Source organism: Microbulbifer mangrovi (assembly GCF_002009015.1).
Lineage (GTDB): Bacteria > Pseudomonadota > Gammaproteobacteria > Pseudomonadales > Cellvibrionaceae > Microbulbifer > Microbulbifer mangrovi.
The window spans coordinates 14,039-28,105 of sequence record NZ_LZDE01000325.1 but is presented as its reverse complement, the minus strand read 5'-3'; the positions used below and the strand labels follow the sequence as shown (position 1 = coordinate 28,105).

The window sequence follows — 14,067 nt, the reverse complement described above, 5'->3', positions numbered from 1 at the left end:
GGCGAACACCAGCGGTACTGGCATGAATCCAACGGCGCTGCTGCAGCTTCAAGCGGAGATTAATCTTATCTACGGGCGCCCCTATCAAATGGAAGCCTGTAAAATTCGCCTGTTAAAGCACAGAAGCGACACTTGATAGTTGCATGCCTTTGCAGCCAAACTGTCGGTCCTGCCCTAAAGGCACCCACAGCAGACTATCGACGGAACACGACAGTGAGAAGAGTCTTTCGCGACATACAGGAAGGCGAGCTTGAGCAGCAAGACCACTCCATATACCTGGAGTACTTTGGCCTCGAACGGGGCGATGATTGGTCCGAGCTACTGAAGTCAGATCGCATTTTAATCATTTCCGAGGCTGGGGCAGGTAAAACTCACGAATGTAAATCACAGCGGGATGCCTTGTGGGAGGCTGGCGAGCCAGCATTCATGCTGGAGCTTGCTAGCTTGGCCACGTCTAGTCCCCTCGGCCTTTTTAAGCCAAGAGAACGCCAGCGATTTGAAGCCTGGTGCAACTCAGGATCAGATATAGCGACCTTTTTTCTCGACTCCGTTGATGAGCTAAAGCTTACACAAGGTTCGTTCGCTACCGCACTTGGTAACTTTTCCTCACTGATTGAGGGAAATTTAGGTAGGTCTAAAATCGTTATTACATCACGGCCCACCCCAGTTGATCAACAATTGTTCAAAGAGTATCTCCCCGTCCCTGAGCCCACTGAAGACCTCGCAACTGACGAAGACTTTGCCAGAGTTGTCATGAAGGAAAGGACTCATGAAAGCGATACCGAAGCTCCACCAGCTTTTCGAGCTGTCCGAATGTTGCCTCTTAGTGACAAGCAAATTCGACAGATGGCTGAAATTCAGGGTGTGACTAACCCTGACGAAATGATCGAAGATATTGAAAGGCGAAACGCGGAGGAGTTTGCCCGGCGCCCCCAAGATCTAATAGAGCTTTGCGCCGACTGGAGGGAGCACCGCCGGATTCGAACCCACTATGAACAGGTGGAAAATAACGTTGCGACCAAGCTAAGGGCCAATACTGAACGAAGGGAAAGGGCCCCACTTTCTGCCGACCAAGCTAGGAACGGAGCCGAGCAGTTGGCACTCGCGGCCTTACTGACTCGCAAGCTGACTTTGCGACATAGTACGAAGGCGGATCAGGTAGTGGGACTTGAAGCAGCACTTGACCCAGTTCGCGTACTTACAAGCTGGAACGACGAAGAACGACAAACCCTGCTTGAGAGGTCGTTATTTGGATTCTCGTCCTACGGTCGTGTTCGCTTTCACCATAGATCGGTTATTGAATTTCTCGCAGCAGAAAGGATATCTGCCCTCCTCGATCGAGGCCTTCCCATAAAGAGTGCTAAACGGCTACTTTTTGCCACTACAGCTCAAGGCGACGACATAGTAAAACCTTCACTGCGAGAAGTAACCGCTTGGCTGGCACTAAAAAATGACATATTTTTTAACGAGCTGATTCGTCGTCAACCAAGCGTATTGTTGGAATATGGAGATCCTGAGTCGCTATCGCCTAAAAAGCGAGCTGCAGTACTAACAGCATACGTGCAGCGCTATGGCGTAGGCGGGTGGCGCGGGTTGCAAATTCCATCAATTCAGGTCCATCGCTTCGCGCTATCTGACGCTACAGACCTACCCGAAACCATTAACTCTCTCTGGGACCAAGGTATAGAAAACCCAGAAGTGAGAGAGCTTCTGCTCCAATTGATAGGTGTAGGAAAGCTTACCGCCTGCGCGGACATCGCGTATAACGCGGTAAATGATGGCAATGCCCTAATGAAGGAACGCATAATAGCCTTACGAGCATTAGTCGAAATTGACGACCCGCGCTTACCATCAATCGTTGTCGACCTATTGCAAAATAGCAATCCTTGGCCTAACCAGCTGGCTTCATGGGCGATAATTTTACTTTTCCCAAAATATTTAGGCGCGAAAGCACTCTGCCAAATACTTGATCGAATTAATCAGAAAAAGAACGCGATCGGTGGATTACGATGGGAGCTCCCCAAGCTAATAAATTCGCCCTTATTAACAATCAGCGATCTCGACGAGCTTAGGCTTAGATTTACCACACTAATTTGCGCGGGACTATGTTCAAAACACGACGGAACAAATATCACAACAAAGCGTGAGTTTTTAGTGCCGGCGCTATCTGCTACCTGCTTGCGCCTAATCAGTGAAGGCATTTCAAACTCTGCAGTCATCAAATCAGCTGTTATTTCGAGTCGACTCTTGTGCACGGCCTATTCCGATGATGAGCTACCCACAAACCTTAAACAGGCGCTTTGCAGTTTGAATTCTGCCGGCCGAAGGTCTGTTTTTGATGAGCACCTCTCCTTTATACAGCAGCTGCACGAATTAGAAGACCCGATACGTCGGTTTCGTACGGCATCCTTTTACGGGCCGCTGGAACTTAGCCCCGAGGAAGATACCGAGTGGGTGTTTAAGGCGCTCGCGGACAAACAGGGCTTATCTGACTACCGAGAAGTGATGCTCGAAGCCGCTTTATATCTGTGGGATTGCTCAGAAGAGCAGAAAGATCAAATTAGAGGACTCGTCAGTGACAACCCTGTACTCGCAGACACGCTAGAACGGAGGACAAAGCCAGCTCATCGAGATCCGCGTATTGTTAAATATGAAAAACAGGCGGAGAAAGCAGCCGAGCAGCGCCAAAAGAAAAAAGCAAAAACAAAAGGCAGCTGGATGTTGTTCTGGCGTGAGTTAGTTAATAATCCAGAGGCTGCTTTTTCCGACTCCCGAATGGAAAGCACTATCTGGAGTCTATGGAAAGCGATGGCGCGCTCGGGAGAAGAAAGTCGCGCGTCAGGCTGGAATAGGAGCTTTATCGAGTCTAATTTTGGCCGGGACACCGCAGACCTACTCCGGACAGCCTTAATGCGGGTCTGGCGCGGTGACCTTCCATCGATACGAAGCGAGCGAGAAGAATCCGAGAAAGAAACTACCTTAGTTAGTTGGGAACTTGGTGTAGCTGCGATAGCTGCGGAGGCAGAAGACCCACAGTGGGCAAAAAATTTAAGCCACGGCGAAGCTTGTCTTGCTGCACGTTATGCGCCGATTGCTCAAAACGGTCTCCCAGCCTGGCTTGGCGCACTTGCTGAACACCACCCTAAGGCTATAGATCAAATACTTGGAAATGGTCTCTCATGTGAGCTTAGCGAAGATATTAATGCAAACGCCCACCCTATGACCCTCCAGAATATTTCCTACTATCCGCCGTCGCTCGCTAAACTATTCGTTCCTAGGATTGAGGCATGGCTAAATGGGCCGCTTGAAGTTATTCGAAAGTTTAAAGATCAGCCGCCAGCGGCTTACCGGTTGTCCAAGGCTGTCAATATTGTACTGCGACATGGCAGTAAGAGTTCCCTGAAAAATCTTCGAGACATCGCACTTAGAGAGCTTAAATCAGCGGAGGAAGACTCTATTAGGGCCATATTCCTCTCCACGCTATTTACACTGGACCCCAAGGCAGGAGTGGACGAATTAGAGAATACCCTTTCGAGGCTCCCCATTGAAAAATGCGGAAAGGCAGTGTTTCTTTTTGCAACTTTGTTTGGGGATAGACATGACAATCTTGAAGTTCGACTAACCGACCTTGACATCGATCCTGAGCAGCTACTTCGCTTATTACGCCTTGGATATACGCACGTCCGCCGATCAGATGACGAAGTACACGAATCATCATATACACCAGGAACACGTGATTATGCTGAACGGGGACGAGATTTAATCCTGAAAGCCCTATTCGACTCTGGCAGCAATGCAGGGTGGAAAGCAAAACAAGCCATGATTGAAGACCCTTTGTTTGAACACTTTAAGGATCGTGTCGCGGCCATAGCTATCGAACGTTCTGCCCATGACTGCGATGCGAGAATTTTTATTGAAGAAGAAGTTCTGAAGCTGGAGCGAAACGGTGACATTCCACCCGCGACATCGGCCGACATGTATGCACTGATGATCGACAGATTGAGTGATCTTGACGACATTTTGCTTGAAGACTCTTCACCCCGAGCGGGATGGGCTTGTGTCGATGATGAAAACACTATGCGGCAACTTATCGCACATCAGTTAATCTCCAGTTCCCGCGCGGCTTACACCGTCGATCAAGAGGGCGTTACCGCTGATAGTAAAGAAACAGATATTCGGCTACGTTCCACTTCTGGCCCGCAGGCAGTTATTGAACTCAAGATAGGTGAGAAGAAGCGATCTATTACCGACCTCAAATTAGCCATAAAGGACCAACTTGTAACAAAGTACATGGCGCCAAGGCAAGCGCGTGCCGGCTGCCTGATGATAACTCTGGCAAATGACAAGGTTTGGCGACACCCGGAAACCAATAAACTAATCGATTTCCCTGCAGTTATTGAATTACTAAATAACGAAGCGGAACTGATTGAGGAGCAATGGGGAGGTGAAATTCGACTAACGGTCAAAGGACTAGACCTGCGGCCCCGCCTGCCGCCAGAAAGAAGTACGCCAACCCTATGAAAGCGAGCAAGGAACACAACCGAAAAACTCGACAATATTACGATGTCAAATTAACCGGGTGCTGGGCTTTTTGTTGGGTTTATTCCCATCAAACACTTCAAACATACCAAAATACGTAGCCTACAAGGCATTATTTGGCGCCACCCGGGGGCGCCATCCAGACCTACCGGATCAATCCTTGCCGAAGATCGCGACTTGCGCGGGCTGTCCTGCCACCCGGCTGGCGCGGTACATTCCCTTGGTATTGAAGGTCAGCGCGATATTGCCCTTGGCATCCAGCACGATCACACCGCCAGTACCGCCTACCGGCAACAATACGTCGTTGATGACTTCGTCCGCTGCCTTCGCCACAGACTTGGACTGGTAAGCAACGCGGGTACAGATATCGGCGGCCACGTTGTAACGGATAAAGTATTCCCCGTGTCCCGTGGCAGATACCGCACAGGAGCGGTTATCCGCAAAGGTACCGGCACCGATTACCGGGGAATCCCCGATACGGCCATAGCGTTTCGCGGTCATGCCACCGGTAGAGGTGCCCGCCGCCAGGTTGCCCTGTTTGTCCAGAGCCACGGCTCCTACCGTACCCATACGGAATGGTACCGGCAGGCTATCTACCGCCGCGCGATAGTCCTTGTCCTGCTTGTTCTCCTTATCCAGTTTTTCTTTCGCCCGCTCCAGTTGCTGGCGACGCTGCTCGGTATCAAACTGCTTGTTGTCCACCATGGGAACACCGCGACTACGCGCAAAAGCCTCTGCACCATCTCCAGCCAGCATCACGAAAGGGGAATCCTCCATCACCATACGCGCTAGGTTGATGGGGTTGGCAACCCGTTTTACCCCGGCAACCGCCCCCGCCTGCCGGTCGCGGCCATCCATGATCGAGGCATCCAGCTCGTGCGCACCCTCGTAGGTATAAACCGCCCCCTTGCCCGCGTTAAACAGGGGCGAGTCTTCGAGGATATTGATCGCTGCGACAACCGCATCCAGGCTCAGACCGCCTTTCTCCAGTACCGCATAGCCTGCGTCGATGGCCTCTTCCAGCTTGGCCCGGTAGGCGCGCTCCTTTTCCGGAGTCATCTTCGACTTTTCAATGGTGCCGGCACCACCGTGAATGGCGATGGCAAACTCGGCCGGTTCCGATGCCTGGGCACCCAACGAAAGCCACAGTAGGCAGGAGGTGATACAGAGAATGGTTCTTTTCATCGAGTCTTCCGCTATTCGTTGATGCGTTATGCCACCCAAAGTAACCCAGCCGGTCCTCGGCTGCCAGTCACCGGATCAGAGCACTGCGCGGGATACCGTTTCGATCATCTCCCGCATCCACTGACAGGCGGGATCGTCTGCGGCGTTGCGATGCCAGAACAGGTGCCAGCTGAGGGACTCCACCTCCAGGGGCAGCTCGGCGATCTCCAGAGGCAGGGTCTCCGCCAGTACCCGCGGCACCGTCCACAAAAGGTCTGTGCCCTCGGTAATCCGGGAAGCGACAAGGTAATTCTGTACCCGCATGGCGATATTGCGCCGCAGACCGGCATTGTGCAGGGCCATTTCCACCTGCCCCCTGCCCTTGCGGCGACTGGACACATGCAGGTGCTCGGCAGACAGGTAATCTTCCATCGACAGGTCGCCGCCACTCAGCGGGTGGCCAGGGCGCATGGCCACCACATAGGGCAGATCCGCAAGGTGCTTGTGACCCAACTCGCGCGCATTGAGCGCCGGCGCATCCAGTAACAGATCGATCATTCCCGCCTTCAACTCGGCCGTGGCCGCTTCGCGTTCGACGTAATAGCTGGTGATGCCGATCGCCGGGGCTACTTCGCGCACCGCCTCATGCAGGCGCGGCAGTAACAGCGACTCCGCAAGATCGTTCATCCCCAGACGAAATACCTTCTGGGAGCGGGCCGGATCGAACTGGGCATTGACGCCAACGCTGCGCCCCAGCAGGGACAGCGCCTCACGCACGTCGCGTACCACACTGTCCGCCACAGTGGTCGGGCTCATGCCCTCGCGGGTTTTAACGAACAGCTGATCGTCAAAGGTCTGGCGAAGGCGCGCGAGCGCGTTACTCACCGCGGGCTGGGTCAGGCTGAGCTGCTGTGCAACCCTGGTGACACTGCGTTCGCGGTAGAGCGCATCAAATACCACAAACAGGTTCAGATCGACCTTTTCCAGTCTCACAGTCAGGTCCTCGGGGTGGGGAATGATTACCAGCAAATTTCATGGCCGCACACCAACAGTAAACCGGTGTACGCAACCAACTTGCATCATTTAAATCAATTCCAATGCATAACATTAATAAATTGGGATGATTTAACTCATTTTTTTATAGTGCTGGAAACACCCTGTCAATGACAGAATTGAAACCCAATCGGCCGGAGAGGCGCATGTTCCGATTCAGCGATTTGTCCATGACCCTGCAGCACAAGTTGCACGCGTTTTTCGAAGCACATATCTATCCCAACGAAGATCCCTATAGCGAGCAGCTGGCCGCGGCGGAGAACCGCTTCGCACCACTTCCGCTGATGGACGAACTCAAACAGCGGGCGAAAGATGCGGGACTTTGGAACCTGTTCGTACCCAAATCCCACGCCGAATACAGCGAGTTCGGTGGGCTATCGAACCTGGACTATGCGCCGCTTGCCGAACAGATGGGGCGAGTTATCTGGTCACCGGAAGTCTTCAACTGCAACGCGCCAGACACGGGCAATATGGAAGTTTTCATGCGTTACGCCACGCCCGAACAACAGGCGCAGTGGCTTACGCCACTGCTCAATGGAGAAATTCGCTCGTCCTACGCCATGACCGAACCGCAAGTTGCGTCATCCGATGCCACCAACATCGAACTGCGCATTCAGCGCGAGGGCGACGAATGGGTGTTGAACGGTCGCAAGTGGTTTATTACCGGCGCACTTTACGAGCGCACCAAGATCCTGATCGTGATGGGCAAATCGGACCCTGAAAACCCGAACCGCCACAAGCAGCAGACCCAGGTACTGGTGCCCAAAGATACCCCGGGGATCACTCTGGTTCGCCCGCTCACCACGCTCGGTTATGACGACGCTCCCATTGGCCATGCGGAAATCCGTTTCGATAACGTGCGAGTTCCGCTGCAAAATGTACTGCTTGGGGAAGGACGCGGTTTTGAAATCGCCCAGGGGCGTCTCGGCCCGGGCAGAATCCACCACTGCATGCGCCTGATCGGCGCTGCCCAGCGCGCACTGGAAGAAACCTGCCAGCGCGTGGAGCAACGCAGCACCTTTGGTCGCAAACTGAGCCAGCACCAATCAGTGCGGGAAGACATAGCGCGAAGCTTCTCGGAGATCCAGATGGCGCGCCTGCTGGTGCTGGAAACCTGCCAGAAAATGGATGAAGTTGGCGCACGCGATGCGCGGGACATGATTGCCGCCAGCAAAATCAGTGTACCGAAAACCGTCCAGGAGATTCTCGATCGCTGCATGCAGATGCACGGCGCAGGGGGGCTCACCGAAGACTACTTTATGGCAGAAGCCTTCAACTATGCCCGTTGGTGCCGCCAGGCTGATGGCCCTGACCAGGTCCACCAGATGGCTCTCGGCAAACAACTTATCGACCTTTACAGCAAAGCATAAAGCGGAGCACACCATGGCGCACGCAAATGTATTTGGCTTTGACGAGCAAAATCTTGCGGAATACCTGCAACAAAATGTGGCCGGCTTCCGGGGCCCCCTTAGCGCAGAGAAATTTTCGGGAGGGCAATCCAATCCCACCTTCCTGATACGCGCGTCCAGCGGTAACTATGTCCTGCGTCGCAAGCCACCGGGCGATCTCCTCAAAAGCGCCCACGCTGTCGACCGGGAATACCGCGTCATTGCCGCCCTTGCCAACAGCGACGTTCCCGTGGTTCAGGTCTATCACCTGTGTGAAGACGAGAGCATCATCGGCAGTATGTTTTATCTGATGGAATATATCGAAGGACGTGTATTCTGGGATCCCGCTTTGCCGGGTCTGACCCCGGAACAACGGGATGCAATCTATACGGAAATGAATCGGGTACTCGCGGCACTCCATCGGGTAAATGTCAACGGCGCTGGACTCTCGGATTACGGTCCCCCCGGCAACTTCTACCAGCGACAAATCAATCGCTGGAGCCAACAGTACCGTGCCAGCGCCACTGACACCATCCCGGAAATGGACTACCTGATGGCGTGGCTACCGGAAAACCAACCGGAGAATGGCCCGCAAGATGAACAGGTTACCCTGGTGCACGGCGATTTCCGCCTGGACAATATGATCTTTCACCCTACGGAACCACGGGTGCTCGCCCTGGTGGACTGGGAACTGTCCACCCTCGGTCATCCGCTATTCGATCTCGCGTACCAGTGCATGCAACTGCGCATGCCGCACGACAGCGTACTGTCCGGGCTCGGCGGTATTAACCGGGCAGAAACCGGTATCCCCAGCGAAGAACAGTATGTGAAGATGTATTGCGACAGAATGGGGCTGAAGGAAATCCCGGAATGGAATTTCTACCTGGCGTTCTGCTTCTTTCGGTTCGCGGCAATTTTGCAGGGAGTCAAAAAACGCGCCCTGGAGGGTAATGCCTCCAGTGAGAAGGCGTTGAAAATGGGTGAGCTGGTGGAACCGCTCGCACGGATGGGGGTAGCCCAGGCAAAAGATGCCGTCGCAAACTAGTCAAGATCTTCTCCTCCCGCACAATAAAAAGGGATGCCAACCGGCATCCCTTTTTGTTGTTCGTTTAAGCTAAAGCGCGGTTACCATTCAATGTCTGCTTACACGGGACTCAGCAGGCTGCCCCCATCCACCGGCAGTTCAATCCCGTTGATAAAACTGCCCGCATCACTGGCAAGTAACAGCAGCGGTCCAGCCAGTTCCCGATACTCGCCCAGCCGCTGCGGCACCAACCGACGGATATACTCCTGTCCCCGCTCGGTCGCGAATTCGGAGGCATTGATATCCGATGCAAAATATCCAGGGCACAAGGTGTTCACCCGTACCCCGTGTCGTCCCAGCTCCAGGGCCATATTGCGCGTGAGCTGCGCCACCGCAACTTTCGACACGTTATAATCTGCCTTCATGATCCCGGTGCACAGACTATAGATGGAACCGGTATTGATGATACAGCCGTTCTTCTGTACTCGCATACGGATGGCTGCCTGCCGAGCCACACGCCAAGCGCCCTGTAGATTCACATTCAGCAGGCCGCTCCACACCGACTCTTCCTGTTCGACGAATTTCTGTGGCTGAGTACTGATACCGGCGTTGTTCACCAGAATATCCAGGTGATCGACCATATGATCCAGGGCAGAAAACGCCGCTTGCACACTTTCGCCATCGGTTACATCCATCGCCAGTGCACGGGCCCGCCCGCCTCTATCCACGATTGATGCCGCCAGGTCTTCCAGTCGCTCAACGCGACGCGCCGCCAGAATAACTTCCGCCCCTGCATCGGCCAGAACCTCGGAAAAATAGGCACCAAGCCCACTGGATGCACCGGAAACCAGTGCAGTTTTTCCGTGTAGTGAAAACAGATCCGAAACCATTTCCGACATGGTCCACTCCCTAATTCATTAGTTATCCGCCGAGGCCTAGCTGTTTAACGACCTTCAAACTCCGGCTGACGCTTCTCGAAAAATGCACTAGCGCCTTCGCGAAAATCGCGGCTGCGATACAGGAGATTCTGAATTTCCGCCTCAAGTGCCATTACCGATTCCATGTCATAGGCCTGCGCCTCGCGCAAGATCTGCTTCGAATATTGCAGGGTAAGTGGCGCGGCCTCTGCGACTTTACCTGCGAAAGCGGTAGCCTGCTTCAGCAATTCTTCCGCCGGCACAACTCTATTTGCCAACCCCAGCTCGAGGCAGCGCGCCGCATCAAGCTTCTGCGATAAAGCAATTATTTCAAAAGCCCGCTTGCTACCGAGCTGCTCCAAAAGGAACTTGTGGTTACCACCATCGGGAATCAGGCTGATGGCACCGAAAGCTGAAAACAAATAGGCATCCTCTGCCATTACCGTCAAATCACAGGCCATCGCCAGCGAGGATCCAACACCTGCAGCGGCGCCGTTAACAGCACAGACAAACGGCTTGGGTGAGTTGCGAATAGCGAGGATTAAAGGGTTGTATTCTTTATTGAGAACCTCGGTGACAAAGCCATTCCGATCACTACCGGGAAGTCGTTCGGTAAGATCTGCACCGGCACAAAAACCATCACCAGACGCCGCCACTACTACCGCGCGGATCCGATCATCCGCACCGGCTTTTTCCACGGCCTGGCGCAGCTCGAGACGCAACTTCTGATTGAGCGAATTACGTACCTGTGGCCGGTTCAGGGTGATAGTGGCGACGCGGCCTTCCACGCTGTAAAGCAGGGTTTCAAATAATTCCACAGCGACTAGCTCCTAGTTTGATTCCAGTTCCTGGGCCGATTCCGGCGCGCCGGCGCAAGCGACAGTGCCCTGCTGTTCGAGTTTTTCGATATCTTCTCCACGCAATCCCAGACCGGCAAGCAGGGAGCGGGTGTCGGCTCCTGGTTGTCGGCGACCGTGCAGTACGCTTGAAGGCGTGCGACTGAAACGGGGCGCCGGTGCCGGTTGCAGGTAACCATCTACCGGGAGATAGCTATCGCGGGCACTGTTGTGAGGATGGTGAGGCGCCTCGTCGGCACTGAGGACCGGGGACACGCAAGCATCACTGTCTTCCAGCAGCGCACACCATTCGTCTCGGGTCTTCTGGCGGAACGCCTCTGACAATTCGTGCTTCAGTGCCTGCCACTGACTAGGATCGCTCTGCGCGGAAGCATTAAACAGGGTTTTATCCAGCCCCATTAACTCCACAAAGCGGGAAAAGAAATGCGGTTCGATGGCTCCCAGTGCAAGGTACTTCCCATCGCCGGTTTCATAGGTATCGTAAAAGAAGGCAGCGCCATCCAGCAGATTGCTCTCGCGCTCACCCAGGTTCCACAGGCCTACCGCATTGAAGCTGTGACACATCCACATCAGGTTCGCCACGCCATCCACCATTGCCGCATCGACGACCTGCCCCTTGCCCGAGCGCCCGGTTTCCAGCAGCGCACCGAGAATCCCCATCACCAGGAACAGGGTACCGCCACCGAAGTCGCCGACGAGGTTAAGGGGAACGACGGGTTTCTCACCGCTGCGACCGATCGCGTGCAGGGCACCAGTCAGGGAAATGTAATTGATATCGTGACCGGCATTTTTGGCTAATGGCCCGTCCTGGCCCCAACCGGTCATGCGACCGTAAATGAGTTCGGGATTGATACCGTGGCATTCCTCCGGACCGATACCAAGCTTCTCCATCACACCGGGGCGGAATCCCTCGATCAGTACATCCGCGGTGGCCACCAGCTTGAGGAAAAGCGAACGCCCGTCGTCACTTTTCAGATCGAGGACGATGGATTTTTTGCCGCGACGACTCATGTCTTTCGCATACATAGGGTCATTTTCCAGGCCGCGATCCACGCAGATCACTTCTGCCCCCATGTCCGCCAACAGCATGCCGGCCATGGGGCACGGCCCCATACCTGCCAGCTCTATCACACGAAAACCACTCAATACACCCATGATCGCCTCCAGTTAACGGGGTTGCATGCGGATGCCGGCATCCATGCGGATACATTCGCCATTGATATAATCGTTTTCCACGATATGGGCTGCCAGCGAGGCGATCTCACTGGTCTTGCCCAGACGCTGGGGGAATACCGTGGAGGCTTCAAGAGACTTGTAGTAAGACTCTTCTACCGTCTCAAACAGCGGGGTGTGAATAAGCCCGGGCACAATGGTATTTACACGGATTCCGTAGCTGGCGAGCTCACGCGCCATCGGCAAGGTCATCCCCACCACAGCCCCCTTGGTCGCGCTGTAGGCCACCTGGCCTATCTGGCCCTCATAGGCCGCCACCGACGCGGTATTGATGATCACTCCCCGCACACCGTCCTCATTGACTGGTTCATTGGCAGCCATCCGCTCCGCTGCCAGTCGCGCCATATTGAAGGTACCCACCTGATTCACCATCACCACTTTCATGTACACATCCAGTGGATGCGGGCCATTCTTGCCAAAGGTCTTGCACGCAGAGCCGATACCCGCGTAATTATTGATGATGTGCAGCGCACCGAAGGTTTCAATTACCCGGGTGATTCCGGCCGCAGCAGACTCTTCATCTGCCACGTTGACCTTGCAGAAAATTGCGCGTACTCCAAGCTCTTCGGCCAGTGCCAGGCCATTCTTCTCATCCAGATCAAAGATCGCCACATTGGCACCGTCTGCGATATAGCGTTCAACAGTGGCCTTGCCGAGACCTGAAGCGCCGCCGGTTACGATCGCTGTTTTTCCCTTGATATCCATGTTTCCTCTCCGCTAAATTCGGTCGATAAATTTTTCGTAATCGTCACGCAGGAAGTCCCGACTGATCAGGAGTTTCATCACCTCCGAGGTTCCGGCATAGATGCGGGTAATGCGCGCATCGGTGTACATCCGCGAAATGGGGTACTCATCCATATACCCGGAGCCGCCGTGCAACTGCACCCCCTCATCCACTACCCGGCACAGGAGTTCACTGGTTACCAGTTTTGCCTTGGCCGCGTCGATTGCGGTCAAAGTACCCTGGTTCACGGCGGCGACACACTGATCGATAAACACCTGCTGCATATCCAGCTCCGCACGTAATTCAGCAAGATTGAACTGGGTATTCTGAAAGTCGGCCAGCGTGCGGCCGAACATTTTGCGCTCGCGCACAAAATCCAGTGTCACATCGAATGCTTTCTGTGCCGCAGCAATAAACTCCGCTGCGGCAATCAGTCGCTCCTCAGCGAGCGCTTCCATCAGATAGGAAAAACCTTTTGCTGGATCACCGAGGACATTTCCCTCGGGGATACGCACATTGTTGAAAAACAACTCCGCGGTATCCTGGGCTTTCTTGCCCATTTTCTTCAGGTTACGGCCGCGCTCGAACCCTTCCATGCCACGCTCTACCAGGAAAAGACCTATCTGGCGCGGGTTGTTCACCGGATCTGTCTTCGCGGCAACAATAATGAGGTCTGCATTGATGCCATTGGAGATAAAGGTCTTGCTGCCGTTCAGCAGGAAGTGATCCCCCTGGTCGATGGCTGTCGCGCGCATCCCTGCAAGGTCGCTGCCGGCATCTGGCTCCGTCATCGCGATGGCGAGAATGGTATCCCCGCTGACGCACCCGGGAAGGAAACGCTGCAACTGCTCCGGGGAACCAAACCGCGTCAGGTAAGGGCCGACCAGACGGCTGTGCAGGGTGGTGTACCAGTCCCCGGTCAGGGCGTACTGGTTTTCCTCGATAATGATCTGTTCAAAACGAAAATCATCATCTCCAAGACCTCCGTAGGCTTCATCCGGCCATACCATCAGAAACCCCATTTCACCTGCCTTGCGGAACGCCTGGCGATCGACGATACCCGCCTGTCGCCAGCCTTCCATATAGGGCACGATTTCCGCTTGCAGGAACTTCCGGTAGGCATCCCGGAACATCACCTGCTCTTCGGTGAAATCTCTTTTCAGCATCA

10 protein-coding genes are annotated in these 14,067 nt (G+C 54.3%); 3 read left to right on the top strand and 7 right to left on the bottom strand.

The genetic code is table 11. The features are described from left to right. The first annotated feature begins 213 nt into the window (after positions 1 to 213). Positions 214 to 4,521 (top strand): NACHT domain-containing protein, encoded by a 4,308-nt coding sequence (locus B4U49_RS12620; protein WP_078084961.1) that lies wholly within the window; start codon positions 214 to 216, stop codon positions 4,519 to 4,521. Between the two features lie 171 nt (positions 4,522 to 4,692). Here B4U49_RS12620 and B4U49_RS12615 read toward each other — a convergent pair whose 3' ends face one another. Continuing rightward, positions 4,693 to 5,724 carry an isoaspartyl peptidase/L-asparaginase family protein gene (locus B4U49_RS12615; protein ID WP_078084960.1) on the bottom strand — a complete coding sequence of 344 codons (1,032 nt, stop codon included), beginning with the start codon at positions 5,722 to 5,724 and terminating at the stop codon, positions 4,693 to 4,695. Positions 5,725 to 5,799: 75 nt separating this feature from the next. Then, positions 5,800 to 6,696 (bottom strand): LysR family transcriptional regulator, encoded by an 897-nt coding sequence (locus B4U49_RS12610; protein WP_143735651.1) that lies wholly within the window; start codon positions 6,694 to 6,696, stop codon positions 5,800 to 5,802. 206 nt (positions 6,697 to 6,902) lie between these two features. Here B4U49_RS12610 and B4U49_RS12605 point away from each other — a divergent pair, with 206 nt between their 5' ends. Then, positions 6,903 to 8,126: an acyl-CoA dehydrogenase family protein gene (locus B4U49_RS12605; protein ID WP_078084958.1), complete on the top strand. Its 1,224-nt coding sequence runs from the start codon at positions 6,903 to 6,905 to the stop codon at positions 8,124 to 8,126. 13 nt (positions 8,127 to 8,139) lie between these two features. Further along, positions 8,140 to 9,189, top strand: coding sequence for a phosphotransferase (locus tag B4U49_RS12600; RefSeq protein WP_078084957.1), 1,050 nt, complete (start codon positions 8,140 to 8,142; stop codon positions 9,187 to 9,189). 98 nt (positions 9,190 to 9,287) lie between these two features. Here B4U49_RS12600 and B4U49_RS12595 read toward each other — a convergent pair whose 3' ends face one another. Genes B4U49_RS12595 through B4U49_RS12575 form a run of 5 tightly spaced genes read right to left on the bottom strand, consistent with a single transcriptional unit; the run spans position 9,288 to position 14,065 of the window. Continuing rightward, positions 9,288 to 10,067, bottom strand: coding sequence for an SDR family NAD(P)-dependent oxidoreductase (locus B4U49_RS12595; RefSeq protein ID WP_193432844.1), 780 nt, complete (start codon positions 10,065 to 10,067; stop codon positions 9,288 to 9,290). Positions 10,068 to 10,111: 44 nt separating this feature from the next. Beyond that, positions 10,112 to 10,903 (bottom strand): enoyl-CoA hydratase/isomerase family protein, encoded by a 792-nt coding sequence (locus B4U49_RS12590; RefSeq protein ID WP_078084956.1) that lies wholly within the window; start codon positions 10,901 to 10,903, stop codon positions 10,112 to 10,114. 12 nt (positions 10,904 to 10,915) lie between these two features. Beyond that, positions 10,916 to 12,097 (bottom strand): CaiB/BaiF CoA transferase family protein, encoded by a 1,182-nt coding sequence (locus B4U49_RS12585; protein WP_078084955.1) that lies wholly within the window; start codon positions 12,095 to 12,097, stop codon positions 10,916 to 10,918. A 12-nt stretch (positions 12,098 to 12,109) separates the two neighbouring features. Next, positions 12,110 to 12,880, bottom strand: a complete 771-nt coding sequence (locus tag B4U49_RS12580; RefSeq protein WP_078084954.1) for an SDR family NAD(P)-dependent oxidoreductase — start codon at positions 12,878 to 12,880, stop codon at positions 12,110 to 12,112. A 12-nt stretch (positions 12,881 to 12,892) separates the two neighbouring features. Beyond that, positions 12,893 to 14,065, bottom strand: a complete 1,173-nt coding sequence (locus B4U49_RS12575) for an acyl-CoA dehydrogenase family protein (RefSeq protein WP_078084953.1) — start codon at positions 14,063 to 14,065, stop codon at positions 12,893 to 12,895. Positions 14,066 to 14,067: the final 2 nt, after the last annotated feature.